20 protein-coding genes are annotated in these 25,373 nt (G+C 34.3%); 15 read left to right on the top strand and 5 right to left on the bottom strand.

Going from position 1 to position 25,373, the window contains the following annotated elements; genetic code table 11:
* Positions 1–80: 80 nt before the first annotated feature.
* Positions 81–1,364 carry an isocitrate lyase gene (gene aceA, locus V1503_RS04295; protein ID WP_410625082.1) on the top strand — a complete coding sequence of 428 codons (1,284 nt, stop codon included), beginning with the start codon at positions 81–83 and terminating at the stop codon, positions 1,362–1,364.
* Between the two features lie 319 nt (positions 1,365–1,683).
* Here aceA and V1503_RS04290 read toward each other — a convergent pair whose 3' ends face one another.
* Positions 1,684–2,331 carry an SDR family oxidoreductase gene (locus V1503_RS04290; protein ID WP_320258142.1) on the bottom strand — a complete coding sequence of 216 codons (648 nt, stop codon included), beginning with the start codon at positions 2,329–2,331 and terminating at the stop codon, positions 1,684–1,686.
* Between the two features lie 350 nt (positions 2,332–2,681).
* Positions 2,682–4,175, bottom strand: a complete 1,494-nt coding sequence (locus V1503_RS25155; RefSeq protein WP_496113358.1) for a methyl-accepting chemotaxis protein — start codon at positions 4,173–4,175, stop codon at positions 2,682–2,684.
* 419 nt (positions 4,176–4,594) lie between these two features.
* Between V1503_RS25155 and V1503_RS04280 the strand changes: the two genes are divergently transcribed.
* Positions 4,595–4,729, top strand: coding sequence for an RAxF-45 family protein (locus V1503_RS04280; protein WP_284730449.1), 135 nt, complete (start codon positions 4,595–4,597; stop codon positions 4,727–4,729).
* Between the two features lie 500 nt (positions 4,730–5,229).
* Positions 5,230–7,110, top strand: a complete 1,881-nt coding sequence (abc-f, locus tag V1503_RS04275; protein WP_410625079.1) for a ribosomal protection-like ABC-F family protein — start codon at positions 5,230–5,232, stop codon at positions 7,108–7,110.
* A gap of 62 nt (positions 7,111–7,172) precedes the next feature.
* Here abc-f and V1503_RS04270 read toward each other — a convergent pair whose 3' ends face one another.
* Positions 7,173–7,409 carry an IDEAL domain-containing protein gene (locus V1503_RS04270; protein ID WP_214482438.1) on the bottom strand — a complete coding sequence of 79 codons (237 nt, stop codon included), beginning with the start codon at positions 7,407–7,409 and terminating at the stop codon, positions 7,173–7,175.
* A 163-nt stretch (positions 7,410–7,572) separates the two neighbouring features.
* On the opposite strand from V1503_RS04270, the gene V1503_RS04265 reads away from it, so the two are divergent.
* Complete coding sequence (locus tag V1503_RS04265) at positions 7,573–7,800, top strand: hypothetical protein (protein ID WP_320258145.1); 228 nt, start codon at positions 7,573–7,575, stop codon at positions 7,798–7,800.
* A gap of 136 nt (positions 7,801–7,936) precedes the next feature.
* Positions 7,937–8,515, top strand: coding sequence for a competence protein ComK (locus tag V1503_RS04260; protein ID WP_410625077.1), 579 nt, complete (start codon positions 7,937–7,939; stop codon positions 8,513–8,515).
* A 399-nt stretch (positions 8,516–8,914) separates the two neighbouring features.
* Here V1503_RS04260 and V1503_RS04255 read toward each other — a convergent pair whose 3' ends face one another.
* A complete protein-coding gene (locus tag V1503_RS04255) occupies positions 8,915–9,298 on the bottom strand; it encodes a YhjD family protein (RefSeq protein ID WP_214482441.1) in 384 nt (127 codons plus the stop codon).
* Positions 9,299–9,700: 402 nt separating this feature from the next.
* Here V1503_RS04255 and V1503_RS04250 point away from each other — a divergent pair, with 402 nt between their 5' ends.
* From V1503_RS04250 to V1503_RS04210, 9 genes are all read left to right on the top strand, one after another.
* Complete coding sequence (locus V1503_RS04250) at positions 9,701–10,306, top strand: TVP38/TMEM64 family protein (RefSeq protein WP_214482442.1); 606 nt, start codon at positions 9,701–9,703, stop codon at positions 10,304–10,306.
* A gap of 67 nt (positions 10,307–10,373) precedes the next feature.
* The gene (gene lepB, locus V1503_RS04245; protein WP_320258146.1) at positions 10,374–10,937 is read left to right on the top strand and encodes a signal peptidase I; all 564 of its coding nucleotides are present in this window, start codon (positions 10,374–10,376) and stop codon (positions 10,935–10,937) included.
* Between the two features lie 627 nt (positions 10,938–11,564).
* Positions 11,565–12,077 (top strand): sigma-70 family RNA polymerase sigma factor, encoded by a 513-nt coding sequence (locus V1503_RS04240; RefSeq protein WP_214482444.1) that lies wholly within the window; start codon positions 11,565–11,567, stop codon positions 12,075–12,077.
* Positions 12,077–13,411, top strand: coding sequence for a DUF4179 domain-containing protein (locus V1503_RS04235; RefSeq protein ID WP_410625073.1), 1,335 nt, complete (start codon positions 12,077–12,079; stop codon positions 13,409–13,411). The genes V1503_RS04240 and V1503_RS04235 overlap by 1 nt, the downstream gene beginning before the upstream one ends.
* Before the next feature lie 161 nt (positions 13,412–13,572).
* Positions 13,573–14,502 (top strand): ATP-grasp domain-containing protein, encoded by a 930-nt coding sequence (locus V1503_RS04230; RefSeq protein WP_410625071.1) that lies wholly within the window; start codon positions 13,573–13,575, stop codon positions 14,500–14,502.
* Between the two features lie 493 nt (positions 14,503–14,995).
* Entirely contained in the window at positions 14,996–17,158 is a 2,163-nt protein-coding gene (gene recQ / locus V1503_RS04225; protein WP_410625070.1) for a DNA helicase RecQ, read from the top strand.
* 193 nt (positions 17,159–17,351) lie between these two features.
* Positions 17,352–17,753: a hypothetical protein gene (locus tag V1503_RS04220; RefSeq protein ID WP_410625068.1), complete on the top strand. Its 402-nt coding sequence runs from the start codon at positions 17,352–17,354 to the stop codon at positions 17,751–17,753.
* Entirely contained in the window at positions 17,746–17,940 is a 195-nt protein-coding gene (locus tag V1503_RS04215; RefSeq protein WP_410625067.1) for a DUF6366 family protein, read from the top strand. Before V1503_RS04220 ends, V1503_RS04215 begins: the two co-directional genes overlap by 8 nt.
* Before the next feature lie 35 nt (positions 17,941–17,975).
* Positions 17,976–18,443, top strand: a complete 468-nt coding sequence (locus V1503_RS04210) for a GNAT family N-acetyltransferase (protein WP_410625065.1) — start codon at positions 17,976–17,978, stop codon at positions 18,441–18,443.
* Positions 18,444–18,547: 104 nt separating this feature from the next.
* On the opposite strand, the gene V1503_RS04205 is transcribed toward V1503_RS04210, so the two are convergent.
* Entirely contained in the window at positions 18,548–19,183 is a 636-nt protein-coding gene (locus tag V1503_RS04205) for a hypothetical protein (protein WP_410625063.1), read from the bottom strand.
* Between the two features lie 1,194 nt (positions 19,184–20,377).
* Here V1503_RS04205 and V1503_RS04200 point away from each other — a divergent pair.
* A complete protein-coding gene (locus V1503_RS04200; protein ID WP_410625061.1) occupies positions 20,378–25,357 on the top strand; it encodes a binary toxin-like calcium binding domain-containing protein in 4,980 nt (1,659 codons plus the stop codon).
* Positions 25,358–25,373: the final 16 nt, after the last annotated feature.

Raw genomic sequence — 25,373 nt, 5'->3', positions numbered from 1 at the left:
TCATATAAAAGAAGATGAGCTTGTAATGTCATTGCTAAAAGGAAAGCTAAAGTACTTAAAATACAAGGAGGAATATGATTATGACTAATAAAAGAATTCAAAAATTAGAAGAAAGCTGGAGTATGGATAAGCGTTGGAATGGGGTTGAAAGACCTTATAGTGCAGAAGGAGTAATTAAGCTTCGAGGTTCGATTGATATTGAATATACATTAGCAAAAAAAGGCTCAGAAAAGTTATGGGATTTAATTCATACAGAGGATTACGTTAATGCACTAGGTGCGTTAACAGGTAATCAAGCTGTTCAACAAGTGAAAGCAGGATTAAAAGCAATTTATTTAAGTGGTTGGCAAGTAGCTGCTGATGCAAATTTAGCAGGACAAATGTATCCTGATCAAAGCTTATATCCAGCCAATAGTGTACCTTCTGTTGTGAAACGAATTAATCAGGCATTGCAACGTGCAGATCAAATTCATCATTTAGAAGAAAATGACCAGATTGATTGGTTTGCGCCAATTGTTGCTGATGCTGAAGCTGGTTTTGGTGGTCAATTAAATGTCTTCGAACTAATGAAAGGAATGATTGAAGCTGGAGCTTCAGGAGTACATTTTGAAGATCAGCTGTCATCTGAAAAGAAATGTGGTCATTTAGGGGGGAAAGTTCTACTTCCAACACAAACTGCTGTACGTAACTTAATCTCTGCTCGTTTAGCCGCTGACGTAATGGGTGTGCCAACACTGTTAATCGCAAGAACAGATGCCGATGCAGCTGATATGATTACTAGTGATATTGATGATTACGATAAAGCGTTTTTAACTGGTGAAAGAACACCTGAAGGCTTCTTCCGTACGAAGCCTGGCATTGAGCAAGCGATTGCTAGAGGTTTAGCATATGCTCCGTATGCAGATTTAATTTGGTGTGAAACATCAACACCTGATCTTGAGCAAGCAAAACAGTTTGCAGATGCAATTCATGAAAAATATCCAAATAAGCTTCTTGCATACAACTGTTCACCTTCGTTTAACTGGAAAGCAAAACTAGATGATGAAACGATTGCAAAATTCCAAAAAGAGTTAGGGAAGATGGGTTATAAGTTCCAATTCGTAACACTTGCAGGCTTCCATGCGTTAAATCATAGTATGTTCGAGTTAGCTCGTGGATACAAAGAACGAGGAATGGCTGCATATTCCGAATTGCAGCAAGCGGAATTTGGAAATGAAAAACATGGTTACACTGCTACAAAGCATCAAAGAGAAGTAGGTACAGGTTATTTTGATGAAGTGTCTCAAGTTGTATCAGGAGGTAAATCATCAACAACAGCTCTAAAAGGTTCAACAGAGGAAGAACAATTTGTTACCAATGCATAACTAACTAGCGTGTCAAGGATTAAATTAAATGGGGGAAATGAAATAAAGAATAAACACTGGCTCACAAAAGGCCAGTGTTTTTCGTTAGCTTTAACTTTGTTGTTATATAAACAAAAAGTCTTATGTGATTATCATCATATTATAGAAGAAAAGATGCCACCAAATTAGCTTTATGCGTGTTTATTAGTAGGAAAAACAAGCTACATAGTAAAAACATATACGGTTGTCACTGTCATAAAGCTCATCCGTCTTTGTTGTTCAGAGCTATGTTTGAATTAGAAAATATTTTAGGCATAAATTAACATGTATGTTAAATGAATTATATGTTTTGCAATGCTTCTATAATATCCGTCTGTCCAGACAAAATTTCGAATGTTTTCCCATAGGTATTCTGAATGTTTAAACATTCTACCAGTACTTTTGCCACGTCTTCTCTAGATATATCACCTGAATAGTCAGCTAGTTTTTTGGATATGCTAATATGTCCTGTTCCTTCATCGTAAGAAAGCCTACCTGGTCGGACAATCGTATATACGAGTGAGCTATTGCTCAAATATTCATCAGCTATCCCTTTTGATTTTAAATATACTTTCATTGAATCAGTAGGGCCAAGGTCGGGTAGATCAGCCCCTACAGAACTTAACATGATAAAACGGTTAACTCCACGCCTTTCCGCTGTTTTTATTAAGTTAATTGCACCTTGTTCATCAACGAGTTTTGTTTTATCTGCTCCAGTTTTTGAGCCTGACCCAGCTGCGAAAATGATGGCATCACAGCCTTCGATAGCATGGCTCATCTCTTTTTCTAAATCAGCTAAAACTGTTGAGCTTGCCCCAAGACTAATAAGGTCTTCACGTTGTGAGTCATCACGAATCATTGCAACAGCGTCATGTTCACCACTCTGACCGAGTAGTTGTAATATTATTCGTCCTGTACCACCATTAGCACCTACAACAAGTACTTTCATTTCATACCTTCTCTCTTAATATTATTAGCTTTAAAAGGCTGTTCTGTTTAGTAGAACAGCTTGATGAGCTTCTAATCACCTGTGATCATTATGAAATAATAGGCTCTTTACATAAGCTTCGTGGTTATTGTTAAAAAATTGATCAGCAAGATGAGGCAAAGCCAGTCTTTTAGCTTTTATAAGGCTCTATTTGTAAACATTGTTGCTATTGTTGAATTTTTACTATAAAAAGCGGTTTTACACTGTCAGTCATCATTGTATAAAAGAAAAGATGCCACGTAAGCTAATTAGAATGAGTTTATTTCTAAGTATGACAAACTATAATCAATGTGAAAACAAGCTTGTCCCTATTAATCAACCTTCTCATCATTAAACATATTTCTCATCATTTCTAAACTTTCCTTCGTGTCATCTAAATATGTAACAAGCTCTTTACTACTCTTTTTTTGAATGTCGACGGATGATGCTATTTGCTGGAAGGTTGCTGACGTTTGTTCAAATGTTGAAGCAAAATCAGCCGTAGATGATTTGATGATAATTGATGTATCGTTTACATTATCCGCAAGTTTTTCAAATTGAATCATTTGGTTGTTTAATTCATTTACTACTTTGTTTAAGGATCGAAAGCTATTTTCTGTCTCCTTCGTTATGTCAACATTTTTACTAAGCTGTTCTGAGCTCTCATTTAGTCTTAGGTTAGCTTCACTTGTCTTTCCATTTACTTCTTGTAAATTATTTGTAATCTCCTCCGTTGACTGTTCAGTTAAATGTGCTAATTGTCGGATTTCATCGGCGACGATTGCAAACCCTTTGCCATAATCTCCTGCTCTTGCAGCTTCAATGGATGCATTTAACGCTAGTAGGTTTGTCTTTGTTGTTATTTCTTTAATTCCTTCAGTCAAAATATTTGTTTCGTTAATCTTTTCGTTCAATTCACGAAATGTAACAGCTAAATCCTTCATGACTACGTCTAATTCTACCGTGTTTTCTAATAAATTGCCCATTTTTCGTTCACCATTAACTGCAAGATCTGATGAAGCACTTGATTTTTCTTTTAATTTAGCTGCATTTGTAGAGATCTGTTCAATATTAGTTGTCGTTTGTTCAATTTGTTCAGCAATTGTTGTAATTGCTTCAGATTGTGTAAAACTACTTGATGATAGTTGTTGTATAGCTGCAGCTACTTCCATATTATTTGTCATTGTTGAGGAGGCATGATTATATTGATTAACCATTTTTTGGTTTATTTTTTCAGCCTCTTTTTCAATCTCGAGTTTTTGAGTCATTTCTTTTTGTGCTGCTTGCTGTATTTGTTGTAAACTATCTTTTACTTGGGAGATATGGTTACGATTTATTTTTTGAACTGTAAATATAATACAAGTTATTAATATGAGTAAAATGGAGATATTTATAATTTCATAAATATTAATATTTAAGTAGTCATCAAGAATAAACATCGTTGGCATCATACCTAACGATAATACAAAACCAAGGAAAAGGGTTCTTCTCCGCCCATGTATCATAGATATCATTAACACATAAAACGGATATGCTAAAGATACAAAAAAAACTTTTTGCGTAATAATAAAATAGAACATAGCAGCTATAACGATTGTGACAACAGGTATATAAAAATGTGCTCCATTCATTCTATTAAGTTGTGTCACAATGCCATAACTAATCAATAGAATACCTCCAACTAACATCGTTACCGTTATGTACAAGGGCTGTTCCATTGAAATATTTGAGACTGTACCTAAGATAATTGAAATGATGACAACTATTAACATTAATTTGTTTTTTTGTTTTAAATCCTTTTGATAAAAATTATGAAGAGAATCCATGAACATACCAACTCCTACACCAAATTTTTGATAGATAGGATAATTATATCAATTTTTCATTATCACTTAACACTTTTCTAAAAATTATATATTTTACAAATAATTATTTCACAATGTATGTAGTAAATTAACCCGTATTTTTAACTAGATTTCGTGGCATCTATTCTCATATAAAATTGGGTCAATTACTTGTTGCATCCTCAATTAGTTTCAATTGCAAAGAGCGTTATATAAACAATGATGTTTCGTATTACCGCATCTGGTTTCTCTCATTTAGTAAACAACAGTTATAAAGTATACGACATGAAACCTAATTAAGTAATAGATATAAGTTAGTTCTATTTATAGAAAAAGTTTGAATTTTTATGATTCAGTTGATACAATAAAAACATCTTGAAAAATGATAAGGAGGTGTAGAGATGTTACATTCTGTTATTAATCGCAATGGTTTTTTAGCATATATTTATATTTGCCGTGCGATTTTTCATGGTGTTGTTTTCAACGGGATACGTATGCCCATTTTTAGAAAACACATCATATTGAACAGAATGTAAGGTCTCTTAACCCTAATAGTGTGTGTTCAGAAGGATGCCAAAGCAGTTGGAGAATGTAGCCTCGAAAAATCTGGCTAATTTTCTAACATATCTGAACACCATCTAATATAAATTTCTCACAGAAATCTGATCGGCTACTATGGGGAGAGTCATGCTCTCCTTTTTTGTGTTTAAATTCTTATGCCAATTTGTGTACGATTGATGATTTCTTGTTAAGTAAATTTATGTTTCATAAAGTCATGGGTAGTTGAATCTTACCTATGGCTTTTTTTGTGTTTTTATATGGCTCTTTTCCTAAACTTTGTTGGTATTGTTCTTAATTAGAAGATAAAGATGTTGGTTTACACAAAAGTCATCGTTTAATAGAAGAAAGATGCCCCGAACGTTAGTAATAATTGTGATTAGATTTTATTACACAAGTAACAATTAATGTGAAAACAGCCCTTTAAATAATAAAGGCCCATTAGCTAGTCTAAAAATTTGTTAAGGAGTGGTTATAAATGATCGTATGTGCAGCAAATGAAATTAGTAAAATGTATGGAGGAAATCAGATATTCGAAAATATTTCCTTTGAAATAAAAACTGGAGAGCGAATTGGAATTGTAGGGCAAAATGGAAGTGGAAAAACAACTATTTTTAAATTGTTGTCAGGTATAGAACAGCCTGATAGTGGAGAAATTCATTTGCAGAAAGGTTGTAAAGTTGGGTACCTTGCACAAATTCCAAGTTTTGAAGCTAGTACAACCGTATTAGATGTTCTCCAACATGCTTTTTCACATGTGAAAAAGCTGGAACAAAAAATGAAAAAATTAGAAAGAGCTATGGCAAATGAGCAAGACCAACAGTCACTTGAGTTGTTATTAGAAGAGTATGGGACAGTCCAACAACAATTTACTAACTTGGGTGGCTATGAAATTGAAGCTGAGATCATGAAGGTAGCTAATGGTTTAGGAATTGAAGCAATGCTTGAACAAAGGTTTAATGAACTTAGTGGTGGTGAAAAGACAAAAGTTGGACTTGGGTTAGTTATTCTACAACAGCCAAGTCTGTTATTACTTGATGAACCGACCAATCATTTAGACATAGACGCTGTGGAATGGCTTGAACAGTATTTAACTCAATATGAAGGCACAGTTTTCGTGATATCTCATGATCGATACTTTTTAGATCAAATTGTTACAAAGATTTATGATTTGGAAGCTGGCGAACTGTCCACGTACCACTGTAATTACTCTGCATTTGTTAAAGAAAAGGAAGAAAGATTACTTGCTGAATTTGCAGCGTATGAGGAGCAACAGAAGAAAATTAAAAAGATGAGAGAAACGATTAAACGGTTGAAAGAATGGGCAAACCGTGCGAATCCACCAAATGAAGGATTGCATAAAAGAGCAAAAAATATGGAGCGTGCAATTGAGAGGATGGAAAAACTAAAACGTCCGATTCTTGAAAGAAAGAAAATGGCACTTTCTTTTAATATGGAGGATAGAAGTGGAAAGGACGTTATCGTCATTGATCAAATATGTAAAAAGTTTGAAGGGAAAAAACTTTTTAGCGATGCCTCAATGTATGTTAGATTTCGAGATAGGGTGGCAATTGTAGGACATAATGGAAGCGGTAAAACAACATTATTAAAAATGATATTAGGTAATGAACACGTAGACGAAGGGGCTGTTAAAGTAGGAAATCAAGTTAAAATAGGTTATCTATCCCAGCAGCTTAAGTATGACAACAAAGAAGAATCGATCCTTCAGCACTTTTGTAATGAAGTACCGATATCACAAGCTGATGCTCGGCACATTCTAGCTAGATTTATGTTTTATGGCCAGGATGTTTTTAAAAAAGTCTCAAGCCTTAGTGGTGGTGAACGAATGCGATTGCGTTTAGCACAACTTATGCAGCAACAACTTAATGTACTCATTTTAGATGAACCAACAAACCACCTTGATATTGACTCTCGTGAGGTACTTGAAGATGCCATTGAAGATTTTGATGGGACGCTGATTTGTGTATCACACGACCGTTATTTGTTAAATAAATGCTTTAAGGTCACTTATTGGATTGAAGACTATGGACTAACAAGATATGAAGGAAGTTACGATGAAGCAAAAGGAAAAAGAAAAGAACTTAGTCTAACTCCAGCTAAAGCCAAAAGTGAGAATCATTATGTCAAAAAAACAATGATATCCGTTAATAAACAAGAAACTGTAACAGTACAGCATATAGAAATAAAAGTTGAAGCATTAGAAGATGAAATTAATAAGATTGAGCAACTAATGGAACAAGAATTTGAACTAACTAATTTATTAGAATTGCAGCAGAAGAGAGAATTATTAAGTACTGAAAGAGACGACCTGTATGAAACTTTAGATGAGATGCTATAAACTACAGCAAAAAAAGCTACGTACTCAGCATTTAAGTACGTAGCTTTTGATCAAGTAAATCGTTATGAGGAAAGCTTTAGTAAGTTGTTATATTCCTGTGAAAGATTCATAAATAACTCATTGTTCCTGCAATCTAAAGCAGCATCAATTTTTTGTAAAAGTAATTCTTTTTTTCTATCATAAATAGCAGAGTCTATTACCATTTGAATGTATACATCAATCATAGTAGCATCGTGTAGCAATTTTTGATCTTTGCCGTGGGATTTCATGATTTCAGTATACGACTTTTTTTCTCTCATTAAAAATCCCTCCTACGTCTTTTTTATATTATATGGATAATTAAGTGAAAAATCAACCAAAAATTTAAAATATTCGGAAAATAGATAAAATTACATGATTGTGAATAAAATTACAATAATGGAACATGTTATTTGTATAGAACTTAGAATGGAGGAATGTATAGTGGATAAACACAACAAAGTGAAGTCGACGATGGAAGATGAGACGGAATTACCTTTGGGAACGACACTTAATCCCTCAGTTATGGTTACAGCAAATTTTGATTCAAATAACCCATTTAAATCAGAAATTCAGTATTCTGGTGATTCAACAAATGAGCATGTTATACAGCAAGAAGCTAATGAATATATTGCTCAAAAAGAAATAGGACAATCAAAAAATAATTCGTAAAATAATATAAGTGATTTTCTATGCCAGAAATCACTTATATTATGAATATTTTGTGAATTCAAATAAATGCACAAATTTGTGTGCTATTATATAAAGGAAATATTTAGGTTTACATTAATAGTTAGGAGTTGATGAAATGAATGATGGATCACATGGTGTCTTGCAAGGTTATGAGGTAAACAGGCACACAATGTCTATCTTGCCACATATTTATGAAGGAAGGCCAGTTTCAAAAGTTATAGAAGAAACTGAGGAGTTTATTGTATTAATGAAGCCGCTTCAAATTGTTGAAAGAAGTTGTTTTTATTACGGTACAAGCTTCAGAGGAAGGCGTGAGGGTACCTATAAGATTATTGGAATATCTTATAAAGCTCCCATCGCTATTGAGCCATCTAACATGATTTACCTCTTCCCTACACTCTCACCAAAAAAATCGTTATGTGCTTGGATTTCACACCCTCACGTTCAGGATCATAAGCCAGTCGCTGGAAATAAAACTGATGTAATCTTTGTAAATAAAACAAACATTGAATTGCCTATTTCTCATAGATCATTTAAAAATCAATTACATCGTACTGCCCAGTTGCAAACAAAATTAACAGACCGCATTGATAACAATAATCGGAAAATGGCATTTTTGTTAACTCCAGAGAAAAAGAATGGGAGAAAATCTAGTCATAGTTACATAATGGAAGATAAAAGTAAGCATGACTAAATGAAAGACTCTTTTTATAAACTTTGTTGCAATTATTGGTGAAAAGATGCTACGAACACTAATTCAATACGTGTTTATTTTTTAGTAGGAACAACAATACTCGTAAACACCGAAATTAAAAGGAGTAACGACTATAATCTCGAATCATATATACAACGGTAATACAAAGTTGTATATATGATTTTTATTTCCACTTGATTTGCTGAGCAACATACGATATCAGTAGTAACACATTTAATTACACCCAATTAAGTGCGTGTTTACAAAGGATAAATATTTCTGAGCTATGTCACAATTATATGTCAATTTGAGGTGACCTTGCTTGTCATAAGCTAATCGACAGTGGATAACGACTTGCAATCATACTATGTCATTTATTGAAATTGATAATGTTCCTACTTACGTATCAATAGGCTTGGCCGAATTAATTTTATTATCTTGCAAGTATACGATCATTAGGTCCTGTACTTTATTTCTTATACGTGGATTAAAGTAATTGTGTCGTTCCTCATACCCTTTATAAATAAATAGAAAATCTGTGAAAGCTTCATCTCGGTTTACTTCACATACTTTTAAATCATTTTTGTACATTTCTTTCTTTATGCGTCGTAAATCTATTTGTATTTGTTTCATTGATTGCTCAATAATAGTTACGTATGGCTTTTTTAGTTTGAAATTACTTTGTTGAATGGTTGCTAAGTCTTTGTTTAAAACAATTAATAACATAGGCAAATAAATTGCCAACTCCATCATTGCTCGTTCTTCATTTGGAATTCTCGTCATACTATTTCTCCTTTCAGAAAGCTTGTTCAAGTATGTATATAACGAGTGAAGAGTTAATGCTTCCTCGTGGTTTCCTTAAGAAATTGCGTAAACTTTCCTGTTAAATAAGCATAATCAACGAAGTTTTAGCACATGGATATAAATAAGAAGAAAAGTGATTATGAAAAATTATAATGAATGTGAAAATGTTTATTACAGGAGAAAAGAACGTATGTTTGGTTTATATCTTATTATAAATTATGAAAAAAAACAAGTATCTAAAATTGTGAAAAGGGTATAATTCACAATAGTTGTAGAAATGACATTTGTTTGATATTATATTTCCCAAAATTAACATTATACGTGTACAATATATGAAATAGTGGGTAAAAAATATGTATCTGACGATGAGGAGTAATAGACATGGACCTAGACACGTTAAGAGAACTTATAACGTTAGAAAATATATTATCTGTATTAGAAGAATATCGCTCATTAGGACCACTACCTGGAATTTTTCTGCCCTTAATTGAAGCATTTTTACCGTTTTTTCCTTTATTTGTTTTTGTGATGGCAAATGCGGCTGCGTTTGGACTTTGGCTCGGTTTTATCTTTTCTTGGATTGGTGCATGTGCGGGTTCAATAGCGGTGTTTTTTCTAGTCCGAAAATTTGGTCAACAGCGCTTCTTTTCTTTTGTTAGCCGTCATCCTAAAGTGAAAAGCTTAATGAATTGGGTTGATAGACACGGGTTCGGTCCATTGTTTTTACTCCTATGCTTTCCATTTACCCCATCGGCAGCTGTTAACATTGTTGCTGGCTTGTCAAACGTACGTGTACCTCAATTTATTCTTGCCGTATTGTGTGGGAAAATGGTGATGATCTTTACAATGAGTTGGGTTGGGTATGATATTGCGGCCTTAGTTCATCAGCCTGTACGATCAATTATCGTTATAATTATTATTTTCATATTATGGGTCGTAGGGAAAAGGCTAGAAGCAAGGTTTAATATTAAACAAACAGCAAATTGATTATTGTTCCACGAAACTGATACTGATAAAATAAAATTAAAAAAAGTTATGAAGGAGTTAATAGACAATGCCTCAACAAGAAAACAATATTAAAAAAGAAGGAATTGAATGGCTTAAGTCTATAGGTATTGGAATTATTATTTTTGCATTTTTTAGAACATTCTTCTTTACGAATTATGTAGTAGAAGGTGAATCGATGATGCCTACCCTTCAGGATGGTAATATGTTAATGGTAAATAAAATAGGCTATCGTTTAGGAGATCTAGACCATTTTGATGTCGTTGTCTTTCATTCAGATGGTGAAGATGATTATGTGAAACGTGTGATCGGTTTACCAGGTGATAAAATTGAATACAAGCAAGACGTTTTATATATTAATGATAAACCTGTTCAAGAGCCATACCTCCTTCCATTTAAAGAAAGACTCGTTGAAGGTAAACTGACAGGAGATTTTACACTACAAGAAATTACCGGTGAAGCTAGTGTTCCAGAAGATTCAGTATTTGTTATAGGGGATAACCGTCGCAAAAGTTGGGATGGGAGGCATTTTGGGTTCATTAAACGAGATCAAATTGTTGGAAAGGTCAATTTACGTTACTGGCCAATGGATGAATTTGATATAACATTTTAGCCTACTATCTTTTCGTAAACTTTGTTTGCATTAGTTCCTAAACTAGAGGGTAAAGATGTCGTTATACTCAACAGTCATCGTTTTATTGAAGAAAAGATGCCACGAACCTTTTGCAAATCTTGTTGCTAAATATACTAGATAATGATTGTCCCTGTTTTTTATTGACATGAAGATATATTTCTCTAAGGAAGAACAAAATGACAGTATATTGAAATACATTAAAAGTAAATACATACTACATAAATGTGAACGTTGATAAGGATTTGGACTTATTGACGTTTTTTGTTATGTTTTTTTTGTAACGCTCTGTTAACCATTTGTTGTTGAAATTACAAGACCCTTTGCCTGTGAAGGTGATTACAGATTAGCATGTTTTATATGAATTGTGTTTATGTGTACAAATAGAGGTCTTTTCGTAAACTTCATTGCTATTGTCACTGAAAATGACAGCAACAATTCTTCAGTTAACATCATCGTTAATTAGGAAAAGATGAAACGAACGCTTAGTTTATATTTACTACCATAGTACGGCAAGCAAAATTAATCTGAAAAACAGTCAAAAAAAGAAAACTATTTTGGAGTTATTGTGCTCTAATATTATAGAGAGGTTTATGGGGAGGAGACACTTTGGATTTTGAACAACTAGTAAAACGTGCACAAAAGTATGATGATGAGGCATTTTATGAATTAATTACTTTGCATAAAATAAGCTTGTATAAAATAGCATACTCGTATTTTAAAAATGAACACGATGCAACAGAAGCAGTGCAAGAAGTGACCTTTCGAGCCTATAAGGAGATCAGAAAGGTGAGGCAACCACAATTTTTTACTACTTGGATTACTCGCATTATGATTAATTATTGTTCGAGAGAGTATAGTCGAAAGAAAAAGACTTCTTTGCAGGAAGTAGATAAAGGTGTAGAAGATAGTGAGTCATCAACGTTAACGAAAATTGACCTTGAACAGCATATTGCATTATTAGACCCACAACTACAAACAATTGTTAAGTTAAAATACTATCATGACTTAACGATCGATCAAATAGCTGACATTCTTCAATGTCCTGAAGGAACTGTGAAAACAAGGCTGTATAAATCTCTAAAACTATTAAAAGTTAGCTTAGCAAAGGAGTGGTTATGATGAATAAAGACTTTGACAAAGAAGAAGCTGCTCTTTACGACATAAAAGATAAATATGATCATTTATCGATCCCAGAAGACCTGGATCAATCAATAAGGAATGGGATGAATAAAGCAACAAAGAGTCGAAGAATAAATCGTAGAATGAGGCTGACTTTCATTAGTGCTTGTATCTTAATTTTATCCTTCGTTACAACAGTGCGGGTATCACCTGCCTTTGCTAATTACATGAGTACGATTCCTGGCTTAGCAAAAATAGTTGAACTCATTCAATTTGACCAAAGCTTGCAAGTAGCGGTAGAAAATGAATTTATTCAACATATTGGTGCTAGTGAAGAACAAAATGGTGTTACGTTCACAATCGATGCTGTTATTGTTGATGAGAGCAAGATGGTGATGTTTTATACACTGGAAAATGTAAAAGACTATCATTATTTGCACCCTTTACCAGATTTATTAACGAGTGAGGGTAAAGAGTATCTTGCAAGTTCTGGCTCTAATAATCTGAAAAATAAACAGAACGAAAATTCGATAAGCGGACGATTTGATTTTTATTTCCATGAAGCTGTACCTACAGAAGGTCTTATACTCCAACTAATTGTTGAAGCGGGGGGTGATTTATCTAATATGAGTGAACTTCCACATGAATATAGTATTCCTTTTCAAGTAAATACAGCGCTTTTCGAAAATATGAAGGAACTATACGAAATAAATAAAACAGAAGGGCAGAAAATAACATTTAAGACACTCGAGGTATATCCAACTCAATTAAAACTACAAGTGACATATGATAAAAACAATACGATGAAAATCTTCGAACTTGAAGATTTACGAATTGTTGATGAAAATGGTGATGAGGTTACTTCAATTTCGCATGGAGTAATAGGCTCGAACATTACCGAATATGGGGAGAGTTTTCATCTGGAAAGTAATTATTTCAAGAAACCGAAGGAGCTATACATCCAATTTACAGCTATAAGAGCGTTGGATAAAAACTTATTAGACCTTCAGGTGGATGTAGAAAACAGAAAAATCGTAAAAGCACCTGATGACCGTATCTATATGGAACCCACCTACAAAAATGAGATGGAACAGCTAGCTATTTCGTTTGATAAAGATGACCTCTATAGTGGTGAATTACGCGTCGATTGGGAATTTATTGATGGAGATGGAAAAAAATATAAGCCTTTATCGAACGGCTACCGTATGGGTGAAACTAAAGAAAGCTTGGTGATCGAAATCCCTAATGAAAACTATAATAACCCGTTAGTGTTTACAATTAGTGATTATCCAACTAGAAAATATACAAAAGATATCCGTATAAAGGTAAAATAATGAACTTGGCTTCCTCATTAAAGTAATATGTGTTTCAGCGAACTTTTGCCCTAGTTTATGTTTGATCAATACTTTTTACTATCTATCGTTATCAATTACAGTTATACTGATGTACTAATAGAGTATATATCACAGCAGTCATATATTATGGGGGAATTAAGATGGAGCCAAAAATATATATTATTCATGAAAACGATGAATGGACAGAACCTTTACACAAAGAACTCGATAAATTAGGACTATCTTATGAAGATTGGTTTCTTAATGAAGGATCACTTAACCTTAACGAGGAACCACCGATTGGGATTTTCTATAACCGAATGAGTGCATCTTCTCATACGAGAGGACACCGTTTTGCTCCTGAATATACAGCAGCTGTATTGTCTTGGTTAGAAAAGCATGGACGAAAAGTGTTTAATACAAGTCGGGCACTTCAGCTTGAAGTAAGTAAAGTTGCCCAATATACCGCGTTGCAAGCATTTGACATCATCACTCCACATACGATTGCTGCAGTAGGCAGGGAACATATTTTACAAGCTGGAAGTACGTTTGCAAAGCCATTTATTACAAAGCACAATCGTGCTGGCAAAGGGTTAGGGGTTCAGCTCTTTGACAATGTTGCCGCACTACAGCAATATGTGAACAGCGATGAGTTTGATGAATCGATCGATGGGATCACACTTTTGCAGGAATACATACAGGCACCAGAACCGTATATTACTCGTTGTGAATTCGTTGGAGGGAAATTTCTTTATGCTGTTCGGGTTGATACGTCTGAAGGCTTTGAGCTATGCCCAGCAGACGCGTGCCAAATAGGAGATGCCTTCTGCCCTACAACAGCCGATCCTACACCAAAGTTTAAAATTCAAGAAAATTTTAACGATCCGATCATTCAAAAATATGAACAATTTCTCGCTAACAATGACATTCATTTTGCAGGAATCGAATTTATTAACGATGCCAAAGGAAATATATACACTTACGATATAAATACTAATACAAACTATAATGCTGATGCAGAAGCAGTCGCAAATGTTTCAGGGATGGGTGCGATTGCTAAGTATCTCGGCAACGAGCTAGCTATGTTATAGAACATCTAAACCTTTTATCTAAATTGTGATTAAGAATCTTCCAATTCGGGAGGGTTCTTTTTTTGTTCCTTGTGATAAGTTTTTAGTGTATCCCTCAACGTAGAAAAGGTACTATGCTGTATACAAAATTATTTCTTAGCAAATAAAACAACATCCTATGTAGAAAGCTTTTTAACTGGCTCGTATAGGTGGTAGTATGTTTAAGATTTTCGATAACTGTTTTATAATGAAAGGAAGGATTAGCTACGGTATACAAGATAGATATTTATTATTTATTTGATAGATCCTTTTCGTAAATATTGATTTTTATTAAAGGCTCTTTTCGTAAAGTTTGCTTCTATTATTACTAGAGATGGACAGTATGATATGTTTTATTGAGGGCTAATAGATTTTACAAGTAGAAAAGAGATGCCTGAATTTTAGTGTGAAAAGCAACAACCAATTCTGGAATAGCCATTTGAGAATATAACACTGAGGAAAGGAGCTCACCGTCATGTTTGAAAAGGCGACCCATGTATTAAAACAATATTTTGGTTATAAAGCGTTTCGGCAAGGGCAAGATGGGATCATAGAAAATGTATTAAACGGGAATGATACGCTTGCTATTATGCCTACAGGTGGAGGAAAATCAATTTGTTATCAAGTGCCAGCGATGATGTTCGATGGTGTGACAATTGTTATTTCACCATTAATCTCCTTAATGAAGGATCAAGTTGATGCTTTAATTAATATTGGAATACCAGCAACATATATAAATAGTACGTTAACAAGACAAGAATTAAATGACAGAATAGCGAAAGCACAAGAAGGGGCTTACAAACTCATTTATATAGCGCCTGAGAGATTAGAGTCACCTGATTTCCAACAATTATTACAAAGGTTACATATTTCACTAGTAGCAATTGATGAAGCGCACTGTATTTCACAATGGGGGCATGATTTTCGCCCAAGCTATCGGCATATTTCTACGTTTCTTCAAGCTTTAGATAAGCTACCAGTGGTCATCGCATTAACAGCGACAGCAACGACAGAAGTAAAAGATGATATATGTAATTTACTACATATTGATTATTCAAATACTTTTGTTACAGGGTTTGCTAGAGAAAATCTTTCTTTTACAGTCGTCAAAGGTGAAAACAAACGTGATTACATAACGAAATATATTAACGCAAATAAAGCTTCTTCAGGAATTATTTATGCTGGTACGAGAAAAGAGGTTGATCAGCTTTATGCCTATTTTGAACGTAGTGGTGTTTCAATAGGAAAGTATCATGCTGGGATGTCAGAGCAAGAACGAAAGGACACGCAAGAGAAATTTATCTACGATGATATTAGTATCATGGTTGCTACAAATGCCTTTGGCATGGGAATAAATAAATCCAATGTACGTTATGTGTTACATTACAATTTACCAAAAAATATGGAAGCATATTACCAAGAAGCCGGTCGTGCTGGTCGTGATGGTGAGGAAAGCGATTGTGTTGTATTATTTTCTCCTCAGGACATACAGTTGCAAAAGTTTTTAATAGAACAAACGTTGTTAAATCCTGAACGGAAAGCTAATGAATATCAAAAGCTGCAACAAATGATCGATTATTGTCATACTGAGCGTTGTTTACAGCTATACATACTCGAATATTTTGGAGAAACAGATGGTCAAACATGTGGAAAATGCGGGAATTGTACTGATGCCAGAGAAACGATTGATATTACAACAGAGGCGCAAATGGTTTTTTCTTGTATTAAACGCATGAATGAGCGGTTTGGTAAAACGATCGTAGCCCAAGTTTTAAAAGGCTCTAGAAACAAACGTGTCGTTGAACAACAATTTCATACGCTACCGACGTATGGTCTTCTGAGTAAATATTCCGAAAAAGAAATTGTTGAAATGATTGACTACTTCGTCGCTGAACAATATTTGGTTGCTACAGAAGGTCAATATCCAGTGCTAATGATCGGGAATAAAGCGTATCAAGTATTAAAAGGAAATGAAAAAGTATATAAAAAACAAAAACACAAAGCAAAACGCTTAACAACACATAATGAGCTGTTTGAGCGTCTGCGTGCACTTCGGAAAGATATTTCAACTGAAGAGCGTGTTCCACCTTATGTCGTTTTCGCGGATAGTGCATTAAGAGAAATGAGTGAGCAAGCACCTCTAAATGAACAAGCTATGCTAAGCATAAAAGGAGTAGGCAAAGTTAAGTTTGAAAGATATGGAGCCCAATTTTTGCAAACAATAAAAGCATATGCAGCTGAACATGATATTGAAGCAACAGAGGATATTCCGACAGAGGTACGAGTGAGTGAATCAGCATTAGGTTCATCTAATGATAACGTTGCAGACAAAGTAACAGAAAACCCTAGTCATATATTGTCCTATCAATTATTTGTTGAAGGGGAAGATATTGAAGATATTGCAAAAAAGCGGTCAATGTCGCCAATAACCATTCAGAATCATATCATTCGAAGTGCAACTGAAGGCAACGTAATTGAATGGGGGCGAATGATTCCAGCTGAGTATGAAGAACAAATAGTCTCCAAAATAACAGAGTTAGGTGCTGAGAAGTTAAAACCATTAAAAGAGGCATTACCAGAAGAGGTAGATTACTTTGCAATCAAAGCTGTAATATGTAAAATGCACCTAACAAATTGAGTCGAATAAATAAAATAATGATTTAATATATTATTAAACTAGACCAGCAAGCTGAGTTTTTTTGCAACGTTACAAATTAATAAGAAGAAAAGATGCCACGAATATTAGTTGTTAAAGGTGTTATTTCTTTAAATACAAACATTATGAAAAAGGCTAATTACATAATAGGCGAACACATGAAAACCACCTCATTTTGCGCTCTGGTCCAATCTATGGAACAAATGCACAAGGCCGATTGGATCATCGAGTAGCATACGTATTAAATGAGATTAGTAATGGAAATCAAATAACAAGAGCGTCAAACATTTATAAAACATTTGTACATGTTGAAGATTTAGCAGTAGCTATCACAAAGCTTATGATGAAGGAATATCGTGGGATTCTTCATGTAGGACCAGAACAAAAAGAAAGTTACTATTCTTTTTTTAAAACCTTGACAAATCAACAAAAAGATATGATGATTCCTTATGAAATATCGGAAGAAGAAGCCACACATAGAGCAATCTCACTAGATACTTCGTTTAATACAACAAAGTGTCAAACTTTATTACCAGGTGTCTTTAGAAAAGTGGATAGCAGATGGTTAAATGAGTGAGCAGAAAAGGGACGATCTATATAATAAGGAACGGAAAAATCACCCAACTAGAATGTTAAATGATGGAATCAACCGTAGTCAAGCTGGCTCTCCTTCAGAACTGGTGAGAGGTGGTTGTTTTCAAATTGTTGTATCGATTGTTATCGCCATCATTAGCTTACTTTTGTTTAATCAATGTTCGACGTAATGAAATTAAAACTTGCTATGAGAGGAGTGTGAACTATGATTAGACACGTGAAGGAAGCAGATTATCAAACCATTATACCTGTAGTGAACGATTGGTGGAATGGTCGCAAAATGGATCATATGTTGCCAAAGCTATTCTTTACGCACTTCCAAAATACTAGTTTTGTTATTGAAGAGCAGAATGAGATTGTTGGATTCTTAATTGGATTTCTTTCTCAATCTCAACAAAATGAAGCCTACATACACTTTGTAGGTGTACATCCTCAATATCGAGAACTGGGACTTGCCAAAAAACTATATGAACAGTTTTTTACTACTGTAAAACACCATGGATGTCAAATTGTTAGGTGCATTACATCACCAGTGAATACAACATCCATAGCATTCCATCAAAAAATGGGTTTTCAAATTGAAGAAACAGATACTTTGACGAAAGGCATCTATGTGAAACGTAATTATGACGGTCAAGGTAATGACAGAGTATTGTTTTATAAGAGTCTATAACAAGATGTAATTAAGCGATTTAAAAGCTTCGTGGCGAAACTCTTTTAAAATACATAGAGTTAAAAAATAGAGTGTTAGACCCCAAGTAGGTCTAACACTCTATCTTATGCAGCGTTGTCTGCATGTAACAATCCTTCTTTTATACCATACTTATAAATCATATATTTATTCAAACCTCTGGCTGAAGAATAGGAAAGTTTTGCATATTTGATTGCTTCTTCTTCATTTCCATGTTTCCTTTCAATTGCTGCGAGAAGTGCATATTTCATCCATTCAATTTTAATTTCATTAGCAAGTTCATTTGCTAAATCTACATGATTATCCTCAACAGAAATCAACCCTTTATAGTAATTTTGATAGTTTAATAGTTTAATATGATCTACATATTTATTAGCAGCTATGATATCTTTATTGTACAGAGCATATATGACATTAATAAGTGCATACATATGAGGCATCTGATATTTTTTTAGTACTCGCTCGGTAGCTTCTTCGATTTCATCATCAATTTGATTTGCATAAACATAATAAAAGTGAAATAAAGCATTTCTTTTTTTATTCAAAATGCTCTTCTCTACTGTCAGTACGTTGTTTGACAAATAGAGGGGATACAAATTAGCGAAAATAGCTAATATAAAAATAATGAAGATAGCCAGATATAGGTATATATTTGGTACTTCTAGCTGAACGAGAGTAACTAACACTACTAATGTCAATAAAAAAGAATAAATTGGTTTCATTTCGCTGATGTTTCCTTCCTATGTGTGATGATTTTTTTACAAAAAGGTTATTTGCCCCAATTAAAAGTAGCATTTACAATCATATAATATTTTTGTCAATTTTTTATAGATATACCCCATTCTTCTGATAACTTTTGTTTGATTCCTTATACTTAAGGGCACAATTGAGAAACTTATAAACAAGTGATTGTAACTTTCAAAAATCTATAATCAGTTTGTTTAAGAAGAGTATGATTGATCTTTTTATCTTTAGTAGTCATATTGTGAAATAATATATTTTAAAGTGAACAAGAAGGTCTTAATGGGTATTGCTATTGATTAACAAATGTAAGACTAAATTTGTTAGTTCAAACAATCATTTTAAATAGTGTCTTTTTACAATCACAAACTTTCCATAACAAAAGTGCAATGGATTGAGTAACGGGTTTTAAACTTCTAAAAAAAGTAAGTATGTGTATTTATTGTTTTCTGAAAGAGATTATTTTTATAGATAATCGACCTAGTCATTAGTAAAAATATAAGGGATAAAAGTTCTAAAAAAGCCTATCGCGTTGATAGGTTTTTTTTATCGTATAGTCTGATGATTAAGTATTGTAAATTTATTGAACGAAATAAAACTTTTAAATTTTTTTCTTACAATAAGGGGGGGGAAAGGAATAGGGTTCCACACGGTTTACTGATGTTCAAGTTTTGAACGTGTCACCTTAGTTCTTGCTAGATTAACGACTTTATTATGGAAGAATAGTAATAGTGATTTTAATAGTAATAATATAAATATATTGATGCTATTATTTAAAAACTGTCGATAAATGACGAAGTATACATGTTTTTAGCGATAAATGTTGCTTTATCCTCTATTTTGAGGTTTTTCACTTAGATAAGTAATATCGTAGCATCTATATAAGTGATACGAGTCATTTATTTAACAGATCCAGATAAAATACCAGCTCAATGTGTTCAAAGCTATAACTTATTACTCGTGATTCTTTTGTGACAGTTGCAAGAGAGATCAACTTAGTCGGATAAAAACCGACTGTGTATTTATAATATTCTACTTACGTAACTTGTAGTATTTTCAAACTATTTTAAAGGAGGTGCATTTCAAATGTGAAATGTTGTTCGTAACTCTTTAAGTGGTTGGGATGAAGTAATTATATCAAATCAAAAGTCCAAATGAGAAAGGAGCATTTTTAAATGGGAAATAATAAATCAAAAAAACGTTTTCTCTCAATTATTACAACATTAGCTCTAACGACTCAAGTAGTACCATTTTCTCATCCAGTAACTTATGCTAAAACTGTTGAGTCCCAATCCGAGACTTCTTCAAGGGAAGAAGTAAATGATGAAAACATCATTACGAATGGTATGGAGGGAACCTATTATTCTGACGCTGAGTTTTCTGATCATTTGTTAATACGCCTAGAAGATTCAAATGCAAAATTTGATATTAATAGACTTAATATACCCAAGCCACTCCTAAGTAAGATGAAAAATATTCACTCGATAAAATGGGAAGGTATAATCGAACCTAGTTTCTCTGAGGAATATACATTTACTACATCTGATAACGATCATATTAAACTATGGATTGATGATGAACTAATTATTAATGGACAAAATATTGAACCACAAGCAATTAACTTAGCGTCAGATCAACAATATAAGATTACTATAGGTTATAGTAATCCAGATGTGGCACTATCTGAACTTGAAATTAAATGGAGCAGCAAGAATCAAGAAGAAGAGATTATTCCAAAAGAACAAATATTACCACCAACTCAAAGTGAAGAAGGTAATGATTCATTAGACCCTGTTGATTTGATAGTTGATGAGCCAACCATCCAAGAAGAGGCAGGAGAGGAATCAACTGATCTAGCAGAAGAGGCAGGGGAGGAATCAACTGATCCAGCAGAAGAAGCAGGGGAGGAATCAACTGATCCAGCAGAAGAGGCGGGAGAGGAATCAACTGATCCAGCAGAAGAGGCAGGAGAGGAATCAACTGATCCAGCAGAAGAGGCGGGAGAGGAATCAACTGATCCAGTAGAAGAACCAGGGGACGAATCATCTGACCCAGGGGAAGAGGCAGGAGAGGAATCAACTGATCCAGCAGAAGAAGCAGGGGAAGAGACAGGAGAGGAAATTGATCCAGTAGAAGACCCAGGGGACGAATCACCTGACCCAGGGGAAGAACCAGTAGATAATCTAACCGATTCGCTAGGAAAAGCTGCAAAAAGCTTTCGTGATTGGCTATTATCGTCTTATCAGAAAATAAAAGGTCTCATTACTTTTAACCCATCAGTTGTAAGTGCGGAAGTGATAGAAAACGATACAGATGACGATGGAGTAACTGATTTATGGGAAATCAATGGTTATACTCATATTCCTGGCTTTGGATTAGTTGAATGGGATGATGCCTATTATGAGATGGGCGTATTAAAATATACTACATCGCCATATGACTGGAGTACAGACCAAGATCCATACAGTGATAAGGAAGAAGTAACTGGTCAAATTGATGCGGCTATTCTAGCTCCAGCAACTCATCCATTAGTTCCAGCTTTTCCAGATATAAAAGCTGATCTTGAACATATTCAGATAACACCTAGAGAGACTATTACACTCTCAGATGGAACATCTAGGTCAACAGGGTGGCAAACCCAAACAGATACGACTGAGAGTAAAAAAATCAGTACTGGAGCTAAGTTTGGTACTGAAGTCACACAAGAATTTGAAGTATCAGCATCACTTACCGACCTTGGGGTAAAGCAATCAACGTCTCTTAAACTATATACGGAATTAAATACGAATATTGAGACTACAGATGTTACATCAAATTCGAGCGGTAGAAATGGCACGAATACAGCGAATTGGAGTCAAGCGACTACGAGTGAAAAAGATAAAGCTGCTACAAGTATTTGGAATGTAAAATATAGAAATGTAGGTACTGCGCCAGCATATGACATCGTTCCAAGTCTATCTTTAACAGTTGGTAATTTGGATATTCTGTCATTGAAAACAGCTAACGCTAGTACGATTGGAACGATTGTCCCTAATGGAACATACCCTAGCAGTGGATCTATTGCTTTACAGTACCAAGAGGTAGGGTCGGTAGATAACACACCTATTTATCTTACGATAGATCAACTTAAAATGATTGAAATGGGATTGCCTATTTCTCTTTCTACAGACCAAATAGAGGCAAAGGTGAAACGCATTGAAAATGGATTGCCATCTACAGAGTACAATTGGAGTCTATATGAAGGAGCTATTGATGCTGTTTCGGCAAATATTACTTTTATCAGTAGTACGACTGGAGAGCATAACTATAAAATATATGCGAATGACCCAAATAACTCAAATTCTCAATTTAAACCTGATACGTCGTTAGAGGAAGCACTTGTGTTAGTTCTCGATGCAGAAATTGTGAATGAGAAATTAAGAATTTTTGGAGAAGAAGTTGATGATTCATGGCGTGTTTATTTTTCATCTGATTCATCTGCTGATTACGATGCATTCCAACAAGGTGAAAGCATTTTTGATACGAAATTACGACCTGGTATGAATATTGTTATTGAAAAACCTGATCCGAACGGTACACCGTATGTACAATATGCTCTTTATGCTGATGAAGGAAAGCAGGTTGTTGCAAATGTTCTTGAAAACGGATCATCAATTGAGAGTGTCAAAGCGACAGTTAAAACGATTAATAATGGCGTACAGGAACTCATATTAACAGATGAGGATGAAAACGGTGACTTTGATGGTGTTTGGGAATCTGATAGTTCAGCAGGGCTAATAGATTTAACACATGCAGATGCAAAAATAACTGTTACTGCAGCAAATGGAAATGAAACAGAATCGTATATTTTAAGACCGTATGATTTATCATTGTATGGCTTAGGTTATGTCCCATTACAAGAAACCCAAGATGTTTCAAATATTAATACTCTGTCGTCACAATATCCGACTGCTGAAGCATTCGTCCTTGAAGTGAAAGATACAGAAACGACTTCAAATAAACATAATGTACAAATTGGTGCCCAAGAAACTTATTTAGGTGTCAACGATGACCCAATTGAATATAGAGGGGCAGCTACAACATACCAGTTATATGAGGACGCGGATTATGAAGGGGACCGTATATACGATTTAACTAGTTCAATGTCAGATTTGCGAAGCGGTTTTCATTATATGAGTAATGATAGTGGAAGTAATAAGGTGAGTGGTGTTAAGTTAAGACAGGACGAATCTGGATCAGGGCTTGTTCTATATAACTACTACGGATATGAAAATGGCAATGTTGATAATGTTTTACCAGTAGTGAATGGATATCGAGATCTTTCAAGCACTAATATGGATAATAAAGCATCGTCAGTCCGCATTGTCGGACAGTCAGGAAAGCCGTTCGTTCGACTATATGATCAGAAAGATTTTTCTAACGGTGGAAATGATTATGCTGGTGATTTTATAGATATTTACGGGCAAAAAGATATTTCTGGTTATTTTAATAATAAAGCTTCTTCATTTAAAGTTTTTGCAGGCGAAGATACGAGCTATCAACTTGATACGTACTTTTATAATGATGGTGACTTTTCTGAGTCTGGTGGCTGGTATCATTCGTGGGATACGATTGGACGAGGAAAAAATCTTACAAAATATGATACTAATAATAATGTCTCTTCTATCAAACTAGGGTGTGAGCAGAATTGTCCAACAGTTAAATTTTACAATAATAAAAACTACGATGATCTACACGGTAATAACACATTGACACCTATATTTGACTTACGTCCTTTTGGTATGGGATCTTCATTATCTTCAATAAAGTTTGAAAACAATGAAGATAAGCTTGCCAAAGTAATCATCTATAAAGAAACTGATTTTGAAGGCTCTTACGCAATTATTGATGAGTCGATTCCTGATTTAAGTAGTTTTCAAGATATTATTTACAAAGGTAGAAGCGCAACAGGTTCTCGTGGATTTAATAATACGATTGACTCAGCTCGTTTCTACTATGGGCCAGTATACCGTTTTTATGAGGGAACAAACTATACTGGTGATTATGCTGACTATGTCATAGGGGAGGATGATATTGGTAGTAATTGGTCTAATCAGTTTAGTTCTGTAAAAGTATTAAACCCGCTGCCTGAAATAGGATTAATCGCGTATGATAATACGAACTATGCTGGAGATTTTCTACCTGTTACTAAGGATATCCCTGATTTAAGTAGAGTTGATTTTAATGATAAAATTTCTTCGGTTAAATTAATTACACGTATTCCAGATGAGAGACCGACTCACAATACTACGGTTGTTGTACCTGCATCTGATTTGACATTAAGCACAACAAATGATTATTTTGGAGAAGGTACTTCAATAAAAGTAGTTGGGTATTTTGATCGCTTATCAAGCTCGTCTAAGTTCACGCCATATAATCATGAGCGAACATATACAACGACAGGGACCCAATCATATAGCACGGGTATAAACCATGCAAAAGGTTATCTGGTACAAGTAGATGCAAACAGGGTGACGTCTAATAAAGTCAGAGTTAAAATAAACGGCTCATCTAATTCAGAGCTTGGTACTTCGGCAACACATGCATTAGGATTTGAGCCAGGTGCTGAGAATAATCCGAAGCATAGCAATATCGTATTTGTTCCAGCAGATGAAAATGACCCTGCTAATATAACAGTTGACATTTCTTTAGGTAGTTGGAAAGATACTGACGATAATACTGAATTCTCAATTAAAGTACTTGGGTATTTTGCAGATGATAATGACTCTAATAACGATTGGTTCTATGAGCAGTATACAACACCAATTTCTGTAGCGTCTCCAACAGTAACAGATGAGCAATCTACGCAAGTTATCCTACAAGGAAATGATTTTAAAGAGCAACCAAAAGCATTTCTAGTTAATGTTACAGCAAAAAATATAGGTGCTAGTGTATTAAAATTCTCAATTAATAACGATTATGTACAATTAGGGACTGCTGCAACAAAATTTGCGAAAGGCGTGGATCCTGAGTCGGTTCATCATAGCGGATTAATGTATGTAACGGCTGATGAGCTAAATCCATATTTACTGACCATGACTCCAGACTACGGTACATGGACAGTACTTGATAGTAATGCCGAATATGATATTGACATAGTAGGCTACTTTTACTAGAAATCTACCCTCAATG

Origin of the sequence: Nanhaiella sioensis, assembly GCF_046557775.1 — a bacterium.
GTDB classification, from domain to species: Bacteria; Bacillota; Bacilli; order Bacillales; family SM2101; genus Nanhaiella; species Nanhaiella sioensis.
Note: the sequence above shows the minus strand (reverse complement) of the source record. Positions and strands in the feature narration are given on the sequence as shown.